At 67.0% G+C, this 19,000-nt stretch carries 20 protein-coding genes; 11 read left to right on the top strand and 9 right to left on the bottom strand.

The features are described 5' to 3' along the window. Positions 1–184: 184 nt before the first annotated feature. Both ACAW63_RS18310 and ACAW63_RS18305 read left to right on the top strand, forming a co-directional pair. On the top strand, positions 185–820 hold the full coding sequence (locus ACAW63_RS18310) for a hypothetical protein (protein ID WP_371227479.1): 636 nt from the start codon (positions 185–187) through the stop codon (positions 818–820). A 13-nt stretch (positions 821–833) separates the two neighbouring features. Next, complete coding sequence (locus ACAW63_RS18305; RefSeq protein ID WP_371227477.1) at positions 834–1,463, top strand: helix-turn-helix transcriptional regulator; 630 nt, start codon at positions 834–836, stop codon at positions 1,461–1,463. A 15-nt stretch (positions 1,464–1,478) separates the two neighbouring features. On the opposite strand, the gene ACAW63_RS18300 is transcribed toward ACAW63_RS18305, so the two are convergent. Further along, positions 1,479–2,252: an MBL fold metallo-hydrolase gene (locus ACAW63_RS18300; protein ID WP_371227475.1), complete on the bottom strand. Its 774-nt coding sequence runs from the start codon at positions 2,250–2,252 to the stop codon at positions 1,479–1,481. A gap of 91 nt (positions 2,253–2,343) precedes the next feature. Here ACAW63_RS18300 and ACAW63_RS18295 point away from each other — a divergent pair, with 91 nt between their 5' ends. Further along, positions 2,344–3,312: a GlxA family transcriptional regulator gene (locus tag ACAW63_RS18295; protein WP_371227473.1), complete on the top strand. Its 969-nt coding sequence runs from the start codon at positions 2,344–2,346 to the stop codon at positions 3,310–3,312. Between the two features lie 29 nt (positions 3,313–3,341). On the opposite strand, the gene ACAW63_RS18290 is transcribed toward ACAW63_RS18295, so the two are convergent. The 4 genes from ACAW63_RS18290 to ACAW63_RS18275 all read right to left on the bottom strand — a co-directional run bounded on the left by ACAW63_RS18290 (position 3,342) and on the right by ACAW63_RS18275 (position 6,750). Beyond that, positions 3,342–3,734 (bottom strand): GFA family protein, encoded by a 393-nt coding sequence (locus ACAW63_RS18290; RefSeq protein WP_371227471.1) that lies wholly within the window; start codon positions 3,732–3,734, stop codon positions 3,342–3,344. Positions 3,735–3,846: 112 nt separating this feature from the next. Next, positions 3,847–5,103 (bottom strand): FAD-dependent oxidoreductase, encoded by a 1,257-nt coding sequence (locus tag ACAW63_RS18285; protein ID WP_371227469.1) that lies wholly within the window; start codon positions 5,101–5,103, stop codon positions 3,847–3,849. Between the two features lie 37 nt (positions 5,104–5,140). Beyond that, a complete protein-coding gene (locus tag ACAW63_RS18280; RefSeq protein WP_331320137.1) occupies positions 5,141–5,899 on the bottom strand; it encodes an SDR family oxidoreductase in 759 nt (252 codons plus the stop codon). Between the two features lie 71 nt (positions 5,900–5,970). After that, positions 5,971–6,750: an SDR family NAD(P)-dependent oxidoreductase gene (locus ACAW63_RS18275; protein ID WP_371227465.1), complete on the bottom strand. Its 780-nt coding sequence runs from the start codon at positions 6,748–6,750 to the stop codon at positions 5,971–5,973. Positions 6,751–6,935: 185 nt separating this feature from the next. On the opposite strand from ACAW63_RS18275, the gene ACAW63_RS18270 reads away from it, so the two are divergent. The 4 genes from ACAW63_RS18270 (at position 6,936) to ACAW63_RS18255 (ending at position 11,096) form a co-directional block, all read left to right on the top strand. Then, the gene (locus ACAW63_RS18270) at positions 6,936–7,841 is read left to right on the top strand and encodes a LysR family transcriptional regulator (RefSeq protein ID WP_331320139.1); all 906 of its coding nucleotides are present in this window, start codon (positions 6,936–6,938) and stop codon (positions 7,839–7,841) included. Positions 7,842–7,944: 103 nt separating this feature from the next. Next, positions 7,945–8,433 carry a MarR family winged helix-turn-helix transcriptional regulator gene (locus tag ACAW63_RS18265; protein WP_371227463.1) on the top strand — a complete coding sequence of 163 codons (489 nt, stop codon included), beginning with the start codon at positions 7,945–7,947 and terminating at the stop codon, positions 8,431–8,433. Between the two features lie 166 nt (positions 8,434–8,599). Continuing rightward, on the top strand, positions 8,600–9,820 hold the full coding sequence (mhpT, locus tag ACAW63_RS18260) for a 3-(3-hydroxy-phenyl)propionate transporter MhpT (protein ID WP_371227461.1): 1,221 nt from the start codon (positions 8,600–8,602) through the stop codon (positions 9,818–9,820). Positions 9,821–9,848: 28 nt separating this feature from the next. Then, on the top strand, positions 9,849–11,096 hold the full coding sequence (locus tag ACAW63_RS18255) for a thiolase family protein (protein WP_371227459.1): 1,248 nt from the start codon (positions 9,849–9,851) through the stop codon (positions 11,094–11,096). A gap of 110 nt (positions 11,097–11,206) precedes the next feature. Here the strand turns inward: ACAW63_RS18255 and ACAW63_RS18250 are convergent, their stop codons facing one another. From ACAW63_RS18250 to ACAW63_RS18240, 3 genes are all read right to left on the bottom strand, one after another. Beyond that, positions 11,207–13,063 carry a feruloyl-CoA synthase gene (locus tag ACAW63_RS18250; protein ID WP_331320143.1) on the bottom strand — a complete coding sequence of 619 codons (1,857 nt, stop codon included), beginning with the start codon at positions 13,061–13,063 and terminating at the stop codon, positions 11,207–11,209. Between the two features lie 102 nt (positions 13,064–13,165). Then, a complete protein-coding gene (locus ACAW63_RS18245) occupies positions 13,166–14,617 on the bottom strand; it encodes an aldehyde dehydrogenase (RefSeq protein WP_371227457.1) in 1,452 nt (483 codons plus the stop codon). Between the two features lie 57 nt (positions 14,618–14,674). Then, a complete protein-coding gene (locus ACAW63_RS18240) occupies positions 14,675–15,505 on the bottom strand; it encodes a p-hydroxycinnamoyl CoA hydratase/lyase (protein ID WP_275607168.1) in 831 nt (276 codons plus the stop codon). 121 nt (positions 15,506–15,626) lie between these two features. Here ACAW63_RS18240 and ACAW63_RS18235 point away from each other — a divergent pair, with 121 nt between their 5' ends. Beyond that, entirely contained in the window at positions 15,627–16,064 is a 438-nt protein-coding gene (locus tag ACAW63_RS18235) for a hypothetical protein (protein WP_371227455.1), read from the top strand. On the opposite strand, the gene ACAW63_RS18230 is transcribed toward ACAW63_RS18235, so the two are convergent. Beyond that, positions 16,045–16,215 carry a hypothetical protein gene (locus ACAW63_RS18230; protein ID WP_275607169.1) on the bottom strand — a complete coding sequence of 57 codons (171 nt, stop codon included), beginning with the start codon at positions 16,213–16,215 and terminating at the stop codon, positions 16,045–16,047. The two genes, ACAW63_RS18235 and ACAW63_RS18230, sit on opposite strands and share 20 nt — an antisense overlap. A gap of 308 nt (positions 16,216–16,523) precedes the next feature. Between ACAW63_RS18230 and ACAW63_RS18225 the strand changes: the two genes are divergently transcribed. From ACAW63_RS18225 to gfa, 3 genes are all read left to right on the top strand, one after another. After that, positions 16,524–17,003 carry a hypothetical protein gene (locus ACAW63_RS18225; RefSeq protein ID WP_371227453.1) on the top strand — a complete coding sequence of 160 codons (480 nt, stop codon included), beginning with the start codon at positions 16,524–16,526 and terminating at the stop codon, positions 17,001–17,003. 14 nt (positions 17,004–17,017) lie between these two features. After that, a complete protein-coding gene (locus ACAW63_RS18220) occupies positions 17,018–17,620 on the top strand; it encodes a hypothetical protein (RefSeq protein WP_371227451.1) in 603 nt (200 codons plus the stop codon). 463 nt (positions 17,621–18,083) lie between these two features. Continuing rightward, a complete protein-coding gene (gfa, locus tag ACAW63_RS18215; protein WP_371227449.1) occupies positions 18,084–18,662 on the top strand; it encodes an S-(hydroxymethyl)glutathione synthase in 579 nt (192 codons plus the stop codon). Positions 18,663–19,000: the final 338 nt, after the last annotated feature.

Raw genomic sequence — 19,000 nt, 5'->3', positions numbered from 1 at the left:
CCTCCTGGCCAACCTGACGCACGACGTCAAGTCCGGCGTCACCCAGCTCCGCCGCAGCCCCGCCCAACTCAACGCAGCCACCCTTTTCGTCGCGGATAGAACCTTCCGTCGGTTAAATCAATTACAGCATTTTTATATGCCTAAATTGATTTTGTAGTATCACCGACCACCAGAGGCCACCGCCATGAAACTCGGATCATCGATACTCCTCGCGCTCGTCACCCTGTTCTGCGCCCCCGCCTTCGCCGCCAGCTACGCCAGCACCAGCGCACCCACGGTCTCCGCCGGAGCCCTGGACAACCGCCTGGCCCTGCGGGACCTGTGGCAGGAACACATCTTCTGGATTCGCGACTACGTGCAGGCCAACCAGGCCGGCGACAAGGCCCAGGCCAAAGTCGCCGCCGACCAGGTGGTGAGCAACGCCACGACCATCGCCAACGCCATCGCGCCCCTCTACGGCCAGCCCGCCGCCGACCAGTTGCTCAAGCTGCTGGCCGGCCACTGGACGGCCGTGAAGCACTACAGCGACGCCAGCGTCGCGAAGGATGCCGCCGGGCGCAAAGCCGCGGTTTCCGACCTCACCAGCAATGCCGGCGCCATTGCGAAGTTCCTCGCCAAGGCCAACCCCAACTTGCCCGAGAAGGACCTGGTTGCCATGCTCGGCACCCATGGCGCCCAGCACATTGCCCAGGTCGATCAGTTCGGCGTCCATGACTACGCCGGCGAAGCCAATACCTGGCAGGCCATGCGGCACCATGTCCTGATGCTCGCCGACGCGCTGAGCGCCGCCCTGGTCAAGCAGTTCCCGGACAAGTTCTGAGCGAGGTACGCGAATGCTTCAAGGAATGGGCCGCACCCAGCAAGACCTGCTCGCCGCCCTGCTCTACCGGGCGGGCGGCATGAGCATCGACGAATTGGCCGAACAACTGGCGGTCACCCGCACCGCCGTGCGCCAGCACCTGGCGGCGCTTGAGCGCGACGACCTGGTGGTACGCGGCCCCACGCGCCCCACCGGCCGGCGTCCGGAGCAGCTGTACCTGCTCAGCGCACACGGGCGGGAGCTGTTCCCCCGCCAGTACCAGTTGCTCGCCGACCTGCTGATCGGCGAGATCGCGCAGCTCATCGGGCATGACGCCCTGCTCGGGATAATGCGCAAGCTCGGCGCGCGTCTGGCGGCTGAGCTGGAATCCGAGCAGGTCGCGGAGCCGCGCATCGTCGAGCACCTGAACGACTCCGGCTACGAAGCGCAGATCATCGCACGCAGCTCCGGGGAACTTGAGATCGTCGCGCACAACTGCGTATTCCACCACCTGGCCGATCGCTACCCCGAAGTCTGCGAGCTGGACCTGACGCTGATCGGCACCCTCGGCGGGCACCCCGTCGAACACCTCGAATGCATCCACCGCGACGGCGAAGTCTGCCGCTTCCACCTGAAGAAGCAGGCGGAAGACGACTCCGCCTGATGTGCCCCTTCGGAACTACAGGCTCAACGTCTGCCCATCCCGGGGAATGAGCAACCGACTGGCGTAACCGGCGCCGGTCGACAGCATCGCCAGCACATCGCGGGTAACGGGACAGTGGCTGATCGCCTCCAGGTGGTTCGCGACGACCGTGCCTTGGCTGATGCGCAGGAACTCCAGCACGTCGTCCACGCCCATGATGATGTCTGCACCGATGTCGAAGCGCGCGCCGCCGGCCGGAATCACACTGACCCCGGGTTGATGCCGCAGCACGAAGTCGCGGACGGCAGTGCTGAGCAGGGTATCGCCCGCCAGGTACAGGCTGGGCTCCCCGGGCATCTCGATCAGGTAGCCGACGCCGTGCTCCATCAACCTGCCGATGAACCCCTCGCCGTGGGTGCAGCGGACCGTGCGAATCCACCCGCCCAGGAACGGGCACGGCTGCTCGTGATCGTCCGGCAGCGGCTGCACGTTCAGGCCGCGCTGCGCCAGATGCGGGGCGTCATGGGGCGTGCAGATCACCGGAATCCGACGCTCCCGCAGCCAGCGCGTTCCGGCCCGGTCCAGATGATCGAAGTGGCCTTTCTGGCAGTGCGTGATCAGGCAGTGGGTTACCGATTCGAGCGCCTGCTCCGCCGAATCCGGCAGCTCGACCAACGGGTTTCTTTGCCGGGCGGACAGCACCCGCAGCGGCGGCAACGCGCCTTTGCGCGCCAGCATCGGGTCAACCAGGATGCGCTGCCCGCCCAGTTCAAGAATGATCGTCGCGTTACGGATCTGCTGAATCTTCATCGTGGAACCCTCCTCAGGCAAGGCTCCATGGTGCCGATCCGAATCAGCGGCCATAATGGCAGGATCAGACAGAATCCATTCATTTTTCGCCATGGCGCAGCCCCTACAGATCGGCCTCCTCCTCTTCCCCAACTGCATGCCGGCGGGCCTGCTCGCCTTCGCCGACCTGCTGCATGCCGCCAACCGGCGAACCGGTATCGAGCTCTTCGCCACCCATTACGTCGGCGTGCGCAGCGGGCCGGTCGCGTGTGCCCACGGCCTGGTCCTGCAAGCGGCCCAAGGCATCGCCGAGCGTGCCCTCGACGCCCTGCTGATCCCCGGTTTCTGGGCCGAGTCCGCACAGCATGTCGAGGCGACCCTGGCCAGCAGCACCGAACTGCTGGGCCTGCTCGCCCGGCTCGACAAGCGTTGTCAGGTGTGGAGCTATTGCGTGGGAGTCAGCCTGGCCGCCGCCAGCGGCCGGCTTGACGGCCAAGCGGCGACGGCGACCTGGTGGCTGGCGGACGCCCTGCCGAGGTACTACCCGAGGGTGCGCTGGCAGGGCGAGAAGAACTGCATCGTCAACCCGCGCAACGCCACCGCCAGCGGGGTCAATGGCTACCTGCCGATCGCCCAGTCGCTGATCGAACAGCATGTCAGCGCGGAGGTCCTGCGCGACCTCATCAAGCTGATGGTGCTGCCGCGCCCCGCGCAGTCCCACGACGCCTTCCAGGCCATCAGCCTGATCGGACAACCCAGCGACCTGTTGCGCCGACTCCACGTGCTGGTGGAGCGCCTGCCGGCGGAGCAGCTCACCGTGCAGAAACTGGCGAATGAACTGGGCCTGTCCGAGCGCACGCTGGCGCGCCGGGTCAGTGGCGAAACCGGCACCGCCGTGGCTGCATACGCGCGGCGCATCAAGCTCAGCCAGGTTGGCGAGCGCCTCACGCTGACCTCCGCCTCCATCAGCGCGATCAGCGAGGAACTCGGCTTCAGCAGCGAATCGAACCTGGCGCGGATGTTCAAGGAACTGACCGACTTCACCCCGGCGCAGTACCGGCAGCGGTTCGCCCGGTTCTAGGAGCGCGGGCACTCCATCGCGAGGTCCGTCTAGTTCTCGGAACGCCCCGTGCCATCCCGATCTCGCTCGTAGTGCCGCGAGAACGGAAACGCCGGCAGCCAGGCCTCACGGCGGATGGTCCAGAGTTCGTAGGAGGGAACGAACTGATCCGGGGCATCCAGCGAGCCGAGGTTCACCTCGATCTCATCGCCGCTGCGCCCGAACACCGACGACCCGCAACGGGGACAGAAATGCCGTCCGGCGTAGTCATGGGTTTCGCCTTCGACCGTCACCGCGTCCAGGGGAAAGATCGCCGACGCGTGAAACAACGCGCCATGATGCTTGCGGCAATCCAGACAGTGGCACAGACCGACCCGATAGGGGCGGCCCGTGGCCACAAGGCGGACGTTGCCACACAGGCAACCACCGGTAAATCGTTCCACGCTGCACCTCCTCTGACATCGCGTGTCAGGGCTGTTTACGAGAAAGCCCTTCAGGCTTCGAGAACTCCCATTATTCCTGGATTGACAGGAGCGGCGGAAAGACGGTGACGACTTACAGTGTCGCCTCGACGGCACGAGCCCAGGCCTGCAGGGCCTCGCAGGCGGCCCAGGCAATTTCCTCATCGCTGCGGCCGCTGAACTGCCGCTCCACCGCATCCGCGGCGATAAGCCCGGCGACGGTGGGTTGGCCGACCGCATCGGTCATGTCCAGCCATTCGACCCAACTCGCCGGCGTGTCGTACCAGCGCAGGTAACCCGTGGGAGAGCGTGGCCACCAGCGCTGGTCGAACTGCAGCACGACCTTTTCCAGCGTCCCCATGCCCAGGTGGGCCAATGCATCCTGCTGGGGCTGCGGCAGCTCGGGGAGGAACTCCAGGGTCTTGAGCACGCCAAGCGGCACGGTGCAGATGCAGAAGTCGCCGCGCTCGTCATTCACGCGCACGTCGCCGTCGCGCCAGTCGATCCGCGTAACGGGTTGTCCGAGCCGGATGTCGAGCCCGGTCGCCAGGTGCTCGATGACCTGGCGATAGCCGCCAGGAAGGAAATGATCGTCGTTGCCGACGCCCTCCTCGTCGAGCGACTCCACCGACAATTCCTCCAGCGGCCGGCAGGCCTCGATGATCAGGTTGCCGTCGATGGCGTAACGCGTCGCGCGCGCCTGCTCCGGCGTCAGACCGGCCAGGTAGCGCTCCACCCCCTTGGCCAAGGGAAGGCATCGGTCGATTTCCTGGCGAAGCGCTTCCCAGGCAGCCTCGATGCCAGCGACCGGGCCGTCGCTGGCGGCCGCCAATGGCTGGCTGAAGTCAGTTCTCGCCAGGCGCACCCCGAGACGTTCCGCCTCGCGGGCAACGGCGTTGTCGCAGAACTGCTGCAACCAGGCGGCACCGACGTCGACGATCACCGGCCCCAGTTGCAGGCTGTGCGTGCGGCCGCCAATGCGCGCCCGTGCTTCGAGCACGACGCAGTCGATGCCCTGCGCGCCGAGGTGGCGAGCCGCCCCCAGTCCCGCGCAGCCCGCGCCGATGACGATGACTCGCCGGGCACCGGCGCGCACCGCCAGGTCCGCCGCGCGGACGCCATCGTCCCAGGCGCCATGGACCATGGCCGGCGCCTTGGGGTTGCAGGCCTCGCCGGCGATCACCAGACGACCGCCCAGGCACTCGCCCAGGACCGCGCGATGCGCTGGCGTCCCCCCGGGCAGAAGCGTGCTGTAAGCACCGAGTGAGTACGGATCATGACTCCAATGGGTGACATGCCAGGCGATGGGACGGTGCACAGGCGACTCCTTTTTGGGGGGCAGGCCGTTCATGGGCGAGACCTTCCTTGTGGCTCATGGATCGGGACGCTCAGTTGCCGGCGGAGACGCCACGGTCGATCGCCAGGTCCGCCCCCGTGATCGAGCGCGCATGCGGCTGGCAGAGGAAGAACACCAGTTCGGCCACTTCGCCGGGCTGGATGAACGCTGCCCTCTCGCCCTGGGGGTACTTGGCGAGCAACTCGCGGTAGTAGCCCTCGGGGTCGCCGGCACCGTAGCGCTCCGCCTGGAAGCGCAACATGGGCGTCTCGATGTCGCCTGGCGACACCGTGTTGCAACGAACGCCGAAGGGCGCCAGGTCCAGGGCCAGCGTCTTGCTCAGCAGGGTCACTCCGCCCTTGCTCGCGCAGTAGGCGGCGGCATTGCGGTTGCCCTGGCGGCCGGCATCGCTGGAGATGTTCACGATCGCCCCTTCGCTGTCCTTGAGATGCGGAATCGCCGCCGAGCACATGAAGAAAGTGCCCTTGAGATTGACGTCCACGACGATATCGAAATCCTCTTCGCCGCACGCCTCGACCGGCCCCTCGCGCCATACCCCGGCGGCATTGACCAGCGCATCGAGACGCCCCGTCGCCTGCACCGCGTCGGCCACGATCCGCCGGCATTCGGCAGGCTGGCGGATGTCTCCGGCGCTGTAGCCGGCCAAACGCTTCGAATCATCCAGGCGCCGTAACGCCTCGTCGTCCAGGTCGGTGGCGAACACCTGCCACCCTGAAGCGGCGAAGCGTTGCACCAACGCCTGCCCCACGCCGCCACAGGCGCCGGTTACCAGAACCACTGGCTTGCTCATCGATATCTTCCCTCAAGAACTCGGGCGCGAACCGACAGCCGCCCCAGGCGACCGGGTACGCGCCTGGACGCTCAGGGCGCCTTGTTTTCGATCAGGCAGTTGCCGCCGTCGACGACCAGCACTTCACCGGTCACATAACTCGCCTCCGGCGACGCCAGGAAGGCCACCGCGGCGGCCACTTCATCCGGACGCCCGGCCCTGCCGACGGGGGTGTGACAGCCGGCGACGGCCTCCTCTTCGGTGGAGGACTCGGTGGCGATCCAGCCGGGTGCCACGCTGTTCACGGTGATGCCGTATCGGGCGACTTCCAGCGCCAGCCCCATGTTCATCCCGACCATCCCGGCCTTCGCCGCGCTGTAGGCCGCCTCGCCGGGGTTGCTGCCGCGGGTGCCGGTGGTGGAGCTGACCTGCACGACTCGTCCATAACCCCGCGCCTGCATGCCCCGCAGTACGCCGCGGGTCAGCAGGAAGGCGGTGGTCAGGTTCCGCGACAGCGCCAGGTTCCATGCGCCGAGGTCGGTATCGACCACGTCGGCGAAGGGCTCCGGACTGCCCTGCATGGCCATGCCGGCGTTATTGACCAGAATGTCGATCCGGCCCCAGACGGATTCGGCCCACTCCACCAGCGCGTTCACCTGGGCCTCATCGGTGAGGTCCGCCGTGCGTCCTTCGACCTCGAAACCCTCGGCGCGCAGTTGTGCCACACGGTCGAACAGACGGGCGCTGCTGGCGGTAACGAGGAGCTTCACCCCGCATTGCCCGAGCCGCCGGGCGATCGCCATTCCGATTCCCTGTTCGCTGCCGGCGCCGCTGATCAACGCGACCTGGCCCTGCCATTGTGCATTCGGCATTTCAGCCTCCTTCGATTGCGATGGTGCGAGGCAGATTAGGCTCGTCCTGGCCATCGAAAAAGACGATTACCATCAGTTATTCTGACAACCAACCAGGCTCGTATCGGGCATTCCGCGCGTATCCGCCGTATCGAAGCCGTGGATTCCGATGCCGGCGGAGATCATCATCAGGATTATTGAAAACAATGGCCTTCTCCAGCGACTCCCTCTCGATCTTCCTCGCCGTGCTGGACAGCGGATCTTTCTCCGCTGCGGCGCGCAAGCTCGGGCGCGTGCCATCGGCGGTCAGCATGGCCGTCGCCCAGCTGGAAGCGGAGCTGGACCTCACGCTGTTCGACCGCAGCACGCGCAAGGCATTGCCCACCGCCGCCGCGCTGGCCCTGGAGCCCCAGGCCCGGCAGGTGATCTGCCAGTTGAACCTGCTGGATGCCCAGGCATTGCAGTTGCACAAGGGGCTCGAACAACGGCTGAGCATCGCGATTGCCCCGGAGCTGCAGACCGGGCGCTGGGGCGAGCCGCTGGCGACACTGGCCGAGGAGTTCCCCGGACTGGAAATCGAGGTCCGCTCGGCCACGCAAGCCGAAGCCGTACGCATGCTCCACGAAGGCGCCGTGCAACTGGCGCTGGTGTTCGAGCGCCCCGGCATCGATGAGCGCGAATCCTTCCTCGAAGCGGGCAGCCAGTTGCTCGTCGCGGTCGCGTCTCCGCAGCACCCCGTTGCCCGGCAGGGCGACAGGCCATTGCGCGAGGAAATGCTCGCCGAACAGCGGCAGATCATCGTGTCCTCGGGCACGCCCACCGGGTCGGACCCACGCATGGTGCTGTCGCGGCGCATCTGGTTGACCGACAGCTACCTGGCCACCCTGGAGTTCATCCAGTCCGGCCTCGGCTGGGCCTACCTGCCGCAGCCCCTGGTACAACCGCTGCTCGCTTCGGGCGCGGTCACGGAAGTCCGCTTCGACAACATGGCCAGCAGGCTGCGGCTCTGGGTCGATGTCATCTGGATGAAGTCCCGCCCGCTGGGCCTGGGTGCCCGGCGCTACCTCGACCTCATGCGCCAGGCATTCCGGGACGAGCCACCCAGATCCTGAGTTCCCGTGCATCCCCACGGGCGAAAATCCGCCCCATCTGGCCAGGCACGCCGAAAAAGTGCGAAGATCGCCCAAAATCGTTAACACGAGTAACCGTGACCGCATGGCCAAGAAAAGCGCTTCCGCCCTGCCCCTCGACGACGAGGTCCAAGAGGCCGCCAGCACGGCCCTGAGCTCGCCGCTGGACAACTACGTCGGTTACGCCCTGCGCCGTGCGCAGCTGTCCGTATTCCAGCACCTGGTGAACGAGCTGGCCAGGTTCGACCTGCGCCCGGCACAGTTCACCGCCCTGGCGATCATCGAGAGCAATCCCGGGCTGATGCAGGCTGACCTCGCCCGCGCCCTGAGCGTCGAGCCGCCGCAGCTGGTGCCGCTGCTGAACAAGCTGGAAACCCGTGCCCTCGCGGTGCGCGTGCGCTGCAAGCCGGACAAGCGCTCCTACGGGATCTTCCTCAGCAAGGCGGGCGAAACCCTGCTCAAGCAACTGAAGGACGTCGCCCTGCAGAGTGACCTCGAAGCCACCGCCGGCCTCTCCGACGCCGAACGCGAGCAACTGCTCGGCCTGCTGCAGAAGATCCATACCCCCGCGTAATCTCCCTCCCCGCATTCCCTCCCATTTTCTGATCGCACTCCGTCTACCGCCTCCGGCGGTGGACGGCCGTGGCGTTGACGAATGCATTCAAGCCTCCTAGCATCGGCAAACTAGTTAATTTAGTTAACTTATTTAAGCCTACAACAACTACAAGAGCGCTCTCGGCATGAACGACGTCACCCCCGCTCCGGCGACGCAGCGAACTGCTGCTACTCGTCTCACCATCCTGCTGTGCTTCATCGTGGCCCTGCTGGAGGGCATAGACATCCAGTCCTCCGGCATCGCCGGGCCGGGCATCGCCGCGCATTTCGACCTGGACAAGGTCCAGCTCGGCTGGGTATTCAGCGCCAGCATCCTCGGCCTGCTGCCCGGTGCCTTCGTCGGCGGCTGGCTGGCCGACCGCATCGGCCGCAAGCGCGTGCTGACCGCCGCAGTAACGCTGTTCGGCCTGTTCTCCTTGCTCACCACCCAGAGCTGGAGCCTCGACAGCCTGCTGGCGGCGCGCTTCATGACCGGACTGGGGTTGGGCGCGGCACTCCCCAACCTGATCGCCCTGACCTCCGAGGCCGCCTCCAGCGCCCAGCGCGCCACCGCAGTCAGCCTGATGTACTGCGGGGTGCCGCTGGGCGGGGCGCTGGCCTCGCTGGCGGGGATGTCGGCCGGTGAGCAGCACTGGCAACTGGTGTTCCACATCGGCGGCTGGGCGCCACTGCTGGTGGCGCCGCTGCTCTACCTACGCTTGCCGGAGTCCCCGGCCTACCTGCGCCCGGGCAACGAGCGCCAGCGCATCGGCGTGTACCAGGGACTGTTCCGTTCGGGCCAGGCCCTGCCGACCCTGTTGTTGTGGCTGAGCTGCTTCTTCACCCTGATGGTGGTGTACATGCTGCTCAACTGGCTGCCTTCGCTACTCATGGGCCAGGGCTTCAGCCGCGCCCAGGCCGGCAGCGTGCAGTTGCTGCTGAACCTTGGCATGGCGCTGGGTTCGATCCTGTCCGGCGTGCTGCTCGACCGCTGGCGTCCGACCCTGCTGGTGACCCTGATCTACGCCGGCATCCTCCTCGCCCTCGCCGGCCTGGGCTCGCTGGACGGCTTCGCCAGCATGCTGCTGGTGGGCTTCGCCGCCGGCTTCTTCGTGCTCGCCGCGCAATTGGTGCTCTATGCGCTGGCGCCGCAGTTCTACCCGGCCGGCATCCGCGCCACCGGGGTCGGCTCGGCGGTCGCCGTGGGCCGCCTGGGCTCCATCGGCGGGCCCCTGCTCGCCGGCCAGATGCTCGCCTCCGGCGCCGGAGCAACAGGCCTGATGGCCGTTGCCGCACCCGGTATCCTGCTGGCCGCCGCCGGAATCATCGTCCTGCTGCGACATCGGCCGGCCGGCGCGCACGACTGATCAACTCACGCCCCATCAGGAATCCCCCATGCCCGGACTCTTCAGCGCCTTCGACGACGCCCTGCTCGTCGAGGCCGTTCGCACGCCCTGGATCGACTACCGCGGCGCCCTCTCCACCGTTTCGCCGACCGACCTGGGTATCCATGCAGGGCGCGCCGTGCTGCAGCGCGGCGGCGTGGACCCGGCCGGCATCGACAGCGTACTCGCCGGCAACATGGCCCAGGCCAGCTTTGATGCCTACATGCTGCCGCGCCACATCGGCCTGTATTGCGGCGTTCCCCAGCAGGTCCCGGCGCTGGGTGTACAGCGCATCTGCGGCACCGGCCTGGAACTGCTGCGCCAGGGCGCCGAGCAACTCCAGCGAGGCCAGGCCCGCAGCGTGCTCTGTGTGGCCAGCGAGTCGATGTCGCGCAATCCGATCGTCAGCTACACCCATCGCAACGGTTTCACCCTGGGCCAGCCGGTGGAGTTCAAGGACTTCCTCTGGGAAGCACTGCTCGACCCGGCCGTGGGCCTGAGCATGATGCAGACCGCCGAGAATCTTGCCCGCCGCTATGGCCTGCGCCGTGAAGAAGTCGACGCCTACGCCCTGCGCAGCTTCGAGCGCGCCCTGCGCGCCCAGGCCGAGGGCTGGTTCGCCGGGGAAATCCAGGAAGTGATCGAGCAGACCTTCGAGCAGCCCGGCCTCGCCCCGCGCCGGCTGAAGCTGGCCAGCCGCCAGGCGCGCGCAGCCCAGGACAGCCATATTCGCGAGACCTCCGCCGAAGCACTGGGACGCCTGAACGCGCTCTACCCGGACGGCGTGCAGACCGCCGGCAACAGCTGCGCCGTGGTCGATGGCGCCGCCGCCGCGCTGCTGATGACCCGTGCGGAAGCCGGCAACCGGCCGGTTCTGGCCCACGTGCGTGGCGCCGCCGTGGTGGGTGTAGACCCGGCGTACATGGGCATCGGCCCGGCGCCGGCGATTCGTCGCCTGCTCGATGGCTGCGGGCTGCGTCTGGAGCAGATCGGCCATTTCGAGATCAACGAAGCCCAGGCCGCCCAGGTGCTTGCCGTGCAACGCGAACTGGAACTGGACGACGAACGCCTGAATATCCATGGCGGCGCCATCGCACTGGGTCACCCGCTGGCCGCCACCGGCCTGCGCCTGGCCCAAACCGTGGCCCGGCAGATGGCCGCCAGCGGCCGCCGCTATGGCATCGCCTCCGCCTGCATCGGCGGCGGCCAGGGCATGGCCGTGCTGCTGGAAAACCCGCAGCCCACCGTTTTCAACTGAGCCCCTACTGTGCGGCGCCCTCCCGGCGCCGCCTTTCTTCCGGCCAAATTTCACGCATAAAAAACGGGCCGCCTTGTTCTCACAAGGCGGCCCGTTTCGTTCGCTCAGGCTCAGGGCGCGGGGATCAACCGTGCATCTTCACCCCGGTACAGGCCTTCGATCAGCTCGGCCCGCGAGGCCAGGATGGCGCGCTGGTTCAGCGAACCCTTGTCGGTGATTTCACCGCAATCGATGGATGGAGCCTCATCGAGCAGCGCGGCCCAGCCGAAGAAGTTCGCGTTGCCGGTCGCCTCCCGGTTGAGTTGCCCCAGCCACTCGCTGAACCAGGCGCGCACTTGCACGCTGCCAAGCACCCGGGCATCGCTGGCATCTGCCCCCAGGCCAGCCAGCACACGGCACTCGGCCATGCGCGGGAACACCAGCAGTCCAAGGCTCGGGCGATTGGGCGCCAGCACCACCACATCCTGCACGTAGCGCGCCCCGGCGAGCACCGCGCGGGTGCGCAGCGGGCCGACGTTGACGAACACGCCGGAGGACAGCTTGAAGTCCTCGGCCAGGCGGCCATCGAACATCAGGCCCAGTTGCGGATTGGCCTCGTCCGCCAGGCGCAGGGCGTCGCCGGAGCGGTAGAAGCCTTCCTCGTCGAAGACGTCGGCGTTCTGCTCGGGGCTGCGCCAGTAGCCGCGCATCAGGTTCGGGCCCCGGTAGCGCGCTTCCAGCTTGCCCTCCAGCGGCACCAGCTTGACCTCGCAACCCGGCGCCGGCAGCCCCACGTAGCCCGCCACGGAGAGCGGGCCGGTGGTGAAGGTGCAGGACGGCGCCGCCTCGGTCATGCCCAGGCCGGCCATCATGCGGATGCGTTCGCCGCAATGGGCCTCGGCCAGGCGGTCGAGGCGGTCCCAGATGTCCTGGGACAACCCGGCGGCGGCAAAGAAGAACAGGCGGATGCGGGCGAAGAAACTCTCCCGCAGTTGCGCGTCGCGCTCCAGCGCCCCGGCCAGTTCCTCCCAGCCGCGCGGTACGGTGAGGTAGGCGGTGGGCGAGATTTCCTTGAGGTTGCGCAGCGTTTCGGCGAAGCCCTGGGGCGTCGGGCGGCCGCCATCGATGTAGAAGCTGCCGCCGTTGTAGAGCACGATGCCGAGGTTGTGGCTGCCGCCGAAGGTGTGGTTCCACGGCAGCCAGTCCACCAGCACCGGCGCCTCCCTGGCGAACTCGGGGAAGGTCTGCAACAGCATCTGCTGGTTGGCGCAGAGCATGCGCTGGGTGGTGGGCACCGCCTTGGGCAGCTTGGTCGAGCCGGAGGTGAAGAGGAACTTGGCGATGGTGTCGCCATCGGTGGCGGCGAAGGCGGCGTCCGCCTCGGCGCAATCCCCGGCCTGCAACAGGTCGGCGAAGGCGCGGCACTGCCGGCCGGCGATCTCGCCCCGGCCGAACAGCAGCGGCACCTGGGCATCGATCACGGTTTCGACGGCACGGCGGAACGGTACGGAGTCGGCGGCGAACACCAGGCCCGGCTGCAACAGGTCGACGATATGGCGCAGCTTGGCCAGGTCCTGGGAGACCAGCGAATAGGCCGGCGACACCGGGCAATAGGGAATGCCGGCGTACAGCGCGCCGAAGGCCAGTTGCAGGTGCTCCAGGTCGTTGCCTGAGAGGATCAGCAAAGGACGCTCGGGGCCGAGCCCATAGGCCAGCAGGTTCTGGGCGATACGCCGGGTGCTGTCGAGCATCTGCGCGTAGCTGATGCGGCGCCACTGTCCGGATTCGTCGCGGGCGGCGACGAAGGTCTGTTGCGGCCGCTCGACGGCCCACAGTTGCAGGCGTTCCAGCAGGCGTTCGGGCAGCGGCTCCAGCGCTTCGCGGGCCTGCATGTAGAGGGTGCCGTCGGCCTCGCGCCGGACTTCCACTTCGGGATGGCCGATGGCGACCGGTCGATAACGCGACCGGGAATTGGATTCGAGGTTCATGGAGTGTTCTCCATCGAGACACGCCGCCGGGCCCTTCGGCGCGGCGGCGGAAATCTTGTTCTTGTTCTGCTCGGCGTCCTGCCGGGCGCTCGGATCGGAAACTCAGATTGGATAGTGGCGCGGCGTGGTCTGCAGGGTGATCCAGCGCAGCTGGGTGAAGTGATCGAGCGCGGCGCGGCTGCCGAAGCTACCGTAACCGCTGGCCTTGACGCCACCGAAAGGTATCTGCGCCTCGTCGTGGACGGTCGGGCCGTTGATATGGCAGATACCCGATTCGACGCGCCGCGCCAGGTTCAGTGCGCGGGCCTGGTCGCGGCTGAAGATCGCCGCCGACAAGCCGTACTCGCTGTCGTTGGCCACCCGCAGGGCTTCCTCGTCGCCGTCCACGCGAATCACCGAAAGCACCGGGCCGAAGGACTCCTCGGCATACAGGCGCATGTCCGGTGTCACCCCGTCCAGCAGCGCCGGCTGCATCACCGCGCCCTCGCATTCACCGCCGCAGAGCAGGCGTGCGCCCTTCTCCACCGCGTCGTCGATCAGCGCGCGAATGCGCCGGGCGGAGGCTTCGTCCACCAGGCTGCCAAGCACCGAGTCCGGCGCAGCGGGATGGCCGGCGCGCAGGCTGGCGGTCTTCTTCGCCAGGCGTTCGACGAAGGCATCGGCCAGGCGCGCATCGACGATGACCCGCTCGGTGGACATGCAGATCTGCCCCTGGTTGAAGTAGCCACCGAAGGCAGCAGCCTCAACGGCGGCGTCCAGATCGGCATCGTCCAGCACCAGCAGCGGCGCCTTGCCGCCCAGCTCCAGCAACGCGGGCTTGAGGTGACGCGCGCTGAGCTCGCCGATGATGCGTCCGACGCGGGTCGAGCCGGTGAAGTTGACGCGCTTGACCGCCGGGTTGGCGATCAGCCGGTCGACCAGTGCGGCGGCGTCTTCCGGGGCGTTGCTCAGCACGTTGACCACGCCATCGCCCAGGCCCGCGTCATGCAGCACCTGGCCGATCAGCCGGTGTACCGCCGGGCACTGTTCGGACGCCTTGAGCACCACCGTGTTGCCGCATGCCAGGGCCATCGCCACCGCGCGGGTGGCGAGAATCACCGGGGCGTTCCAGGGGGCGATGCCGAGCACGACGCCCACCGGTTGGCGCATGGCCATGGACAGCGAGCCGGGCACATCGGAGGGGATCACCTCGCCCAGCACCTGGGTGGTCATGCCGGCCGCCTCGCGCAGGATGCCGGCGGCCAGGTGCACGTTGAAGCCGTACCAGTTGGCCATGGCGCCAGTTTCACGGGCGCCGGCGGCGACGAACTCGGCGCTGCGCGCTTCCATCAGCCGCGCCGCTTCCAGCAGGCGCGTGCGACGCTCGCCGGGGCCCAGCGCGGACCAGGCGGGAAATGCCGCAGCGGCGGCGGCTACGGCGGCATCGGCATCGTCGGGGGTGGCGGCGGCCGCGACGCTGGCCGGCGCGCCCGTCAGCGGGTCGAGCCGGGTGAAGGTGCGTCCGTTGCTGGCAGGCAAGGCCCGTCCGCCGATCAACAGCGAGACTTCGTTCATGCAGCGATTCCTCTTGTCGTTGTTCTGGCCGCGGGGCATTCGCCCCGCGGCGGCGGCTCAGCGGCGGTAGGCCTGGAGGCCCGGCTTGATGCTCTTTTCGTCGAGGAATTGCTTGAGGCCCTGCTCGCGGCCATGCTCCGGGTCGCGCAGCTGGGCCTGGTCGAGCTTGGCGTAGAGGTAGTCCTCGTTCTGCTCCCAGGTCAGCTCGCGGCAGCGCTTGAAGCCGTTCTTCGCCGCGCGCAGCACCACCGGGTTCTTGTCCAGCAGGTCGGCGGCCAGTTCCAGCACCGCCTCGCGCAGTTGCGCCAGCGGCACGCTGCGGTTGACCAGGCCCATCTCGGCAGCCTTGCGGCCATCGAAGGTCTTGCCGGTCATGATGTAGTACAGCGACTCGCGGTGGCCCACGGTGTCGGCCATGGCCTTGCTGACCAGGTTGCCCGGCGGGATGCCCCAGTTGATCTCGGACAGGCCGAACACCGCCTCGTCCGCGGCGATGGCCAGGTCGCACGCCACCAGCGGGCTGAAACCACCGCCGAAGCACCAGCCGTTGACCATGGCGATGGTCGGCTTGGAGTACAGGCGCAGTAGCTTCCACTGCCATTCGGAGGCGTCGCGGCGGATACGTTCCTGGAGGATCTCCGGACCGGCGTCCACTTCCCGGAAGTATTCCTTCAGGTCCATGCCCGCGGTCCAGGCCGTGCCGGCGCCAGTCAGCACCAGCACACGCGCGTCGCCATCCTGCTCCACGGTTTCCAGCACGTCGCGCATCTCGCGGTTGAGCGTGGGGCTCATGGCGTTGCGCTTCTCCGGACGGTTCAGGGTAACCCAGGCGATGCCGCCCTCCACTTCCACGGTTACGGTCTGCCAGCGGCCTTCGTACTTGTTCATGTCTCACCTGCGTTCCTGATTGGCTTGGTGAGGGGAAAACTATCCTGCCAAATTAGTTATGTCAATTAACTAAATTTGCCAGTTCGTTTGACGCAAGCATCTGTCTTGGCAGGCGCCATGGATGAAAAACTCAGCACTGAATTGCCAGAACGAGCTGACCACCGACAATGCACTTCGCGAGGCTACTCAGTTAGTTAACAAAAATAATCATGGGAAAATTCAGGGAACGGGACGCGAACCAGACGAGGTGACGCAGCAGAAGCTCGGCATCACTCCATGGGCACTCGGTTGCGAGGGATATGGTTCCTGCCGTGCGGCAGTTATCCAGGCGCAGCGCAAATCAGCGCTCGAAGCGGAGCGAATCCGTCAGCATTCAGCAGGCGAGTGCCGCCCCGGCTCGACGTCGATGCGTCGCCTGGCGCAGGCGATAGCGGCCGCGCACGGGCTCAGTCACGGGCGACTGCGCCCTGCATCGCTCGGAGGAAAACGCCGCGCAAGCAGCCGTGCATCCAGACGATGCAGGCGATGGATGTCGGCGATCAGGGCAACAGCCGGCTGATGGAAGGAACCGGCACGTAGCAGCTGGGGTAGCTGGCGTTGCAGTAGACGGTACTGGCCAGGGCAGCCGGCTTGGGCTGGACCAGTAGCAGGACATAGGCCGCGCAGAATGCACAGAGAACCGCAGCCAGGCAGATTTTTTTTGTTTTCATTGCCTTCACCGCCCTTCAGGGAGAACCAGGGGTGGTTCGAGACTATGAAAAAGGTGCGACGTATCGCCTCGTCCAAATGGACTATCCCCCTCCGCCGCCACGGTCACGACACCCGCCGGCCAGATCTGAACGGACAACAGACGCTCTATATCGAGCATGTCTGGTGAAATCAGCGGCTCGCCGGTTCCCGTTCAAGTCGACGGACGGGCAATTTCCAACTGGGCCTCAACAATCGAGCGAGCGTGCATTGAACGACGTTCGGGGGCTCTGCTACGCTGCGCCGATCCAGGCCGCCACGAAGGACCGTCATGCGCCGGCTCTCCTTTCTCCTTGTCTTCCTGCTTCCACTCACGGGCTGCAGCGGCCCGGGCTATTTCGAACCCATTCCCCCCAGCACTCCGGATCGCGCGACCCTCTACCTGTTCCGCCCCAAGGCCGATAATCCGGGCCGACAGCCCCTGCGCTTCTCCTACCCGGACGTCCTGATCGACGAACAGAGCGTCGGTACGCTCGAGTTCAATTCCTATCGGCGCATCGAGCTGGCGCCGGGCAACCACAACCTGCGCCTGACCGGCCTGACCCGCAAGGCGAGCTGGGAACCCCGCGACATCAAGCAGACCTTCAGCATCGCACCGGGCGAGATCAAGTACCTGAAGCTCGACGTGCGCTTCAACCTGAACGAGATGATGCTCGGCAACCCCGGCCCCAGCTACCTGATCCGCGTGACGCCGATGCGTCCCGACGACGCCATCTACCAGATCCGCGAAACCGAACCTCAAACACCATGAAGCAAGGACCCGCCATGAGTGCATCCCGTTTTCTCTTCCTGCCGCTGGCCGCCGCTGTGCTGGTCGGCTGCCAGACCCAGGCCGACAAGCCGCTGAACACCGAGTACGACCGCAGCGAGACCGTTGCCAAGGGCGTACCGGGCGGCGCGATCACCGAGACGGAGGAGCTGCAGGCCACCGTTTCGGCCATCGACGCAGGCAAGCGCACCTTCACCCTCAAGGACGACCAGGGCAACAGCCGCACCATCCAGGCGCCGCCGGAGATGCGCAACTTCAACCAGCTCAAGGTCGGTGACCGGGTCAAGGCAGCCGTGGTCATGGAGCGCGTGGTCTACCTGCGCAAGCCCGGCGAAGCCGCCGTGGACGGCGCCGCCGGCATGCTGGCCACCTCGCAGCTCGGCGCGAAGCCGGCCATGGTCTCGGCCGACACCATCGAGATCACGGCCCTGGTCAAATCCCTCGACACCACCCAGCGCACCGCCACCCTGCAGCTCGCCGACGGCGGCCTGCACACCGTCAAGGTTCGCCCCGACGTGGAAATGAAACCCGACTACATCGGCCGCCAGGTCGTGTTGCGCATCACCTCCGCCGTCGCTGTCAGCGTCGAGCCGCAGTAACCCCGCAACACCGGCGCGCCGCTCCCGGCTGCCGGTGGTTCCTACCCTATCCGCGCCGCACCGTCCATCCACGCCTGTGGACCCTCCCCCGGTTTTCCCTTCGCCCCCTGCCCGTATCCCGTTGAAACTCACCTATCGTGAATGATGGCGGTCGATCGTTGTCGGCGACTCCGGCACCGCAACGAAGATCGCCCCGTCTCCTCCTGTGGCTTAGCGGCCGCCGGGACAGGGGGCGGCTGTCGGCGGCGCACCCCGCTTCCCGGCAGGGTGGAGGACGCGATGGAAGGCCACATTATTCCTCTCGCCGCAAACCCACCCTGGGCCTCGAAGGCAGCGACACGGCCTTCGGTCTGATGCACAGCCCCATCCTGATGCGCCGTCATCCCTTTCGACGGACAGGGCCCTGGCCACGGCCTGTGGCTGTGCCCTCCCTGCCGGACCGAACGCCAGGAGGAACCCGTACATGAGCGAAATTCACATTCATCCATCCGTGGACAACGGCATCCGCCCGGAACAGCCCGGCTTTGCCGGCGGCACGCTGCAGTGCCTGTGCACGACCGACAAGGTGGAAGTCGCGGTCGGCGCCCAGACCCTGCACAACCACGCCTGCGGTTGCACCAAGTGCTGGAAGCCGGCGGGGGCGACCTTCGCGGTGATCGCCGTGGTACCGCGCGACAAGGTCAGTGTGGTGGCCCACCCTGAAAAGCTGCAGGTCGTCGACGAGAACGCCGTCATCCAGCGGCACGCCTGCCGTGACTGCGGTGTACACCTGTTCGGCCGCATCGAAAACAAGGGGCATGCCTTCTATGGCCTCGACTTCGTGCACACCGAACTCTCCCCACAGGAGGGCTGGTCGGCGCCTGGGTTCGCCGCCTTCGTCTCCTCGGTGATCGAGAGCGGCACGCCGCCCTCGCAGATGGAAGCCATCCGCCAGCGCCTGCGTGAGCTTCACCTGGAACCCTATGACTGCCTGTCGCCGCCGCTGATGGACGCCCTGGCCAGCCACGCCGCCAAGCAGAAAGGCACCTACCGCGACGCCTGACGGCCCTCGCCAACCCGCCGAAGCCGGAACAGGACCTGGACGGCTCCGGCGGTTGCGGCAGGCGCATTTCTTTCCTCTCGCGGACGGTCAACGCCCCCTCTCCGCGCCTCTCTACGGCCCGCTGTCGGTTTCAGGATGCGACGTGTCGTTCAGGTGCAATCCGCCGGCAGGGGGGATGGCAAGCTTCCATACTGTTAAGGACCAGGTGCGCCCAGATGCCTGGCCGGATAACAAGAATGGCGCTCCGAAGAGCCACGCGCCCGTGACGTGGCCGGCACGCCGCAGCCGAAGAGTTCCGAACCGCTGCCGGGGGACGGCAGGCGCGTTCGCGATGTCGA

It is taken from the genome of Pseudomonas sp. QE6 (assembly GCF_041379005.1).
Lineage (GTDB): Bacteria > Pseudomonadota > Gammaproteobacteria > Pseudomonadales > Pseudomonadaceae > Pseudomonas.
This window is presented reverse-complemented; position numbering and strand designations above follow the sequence as displayed.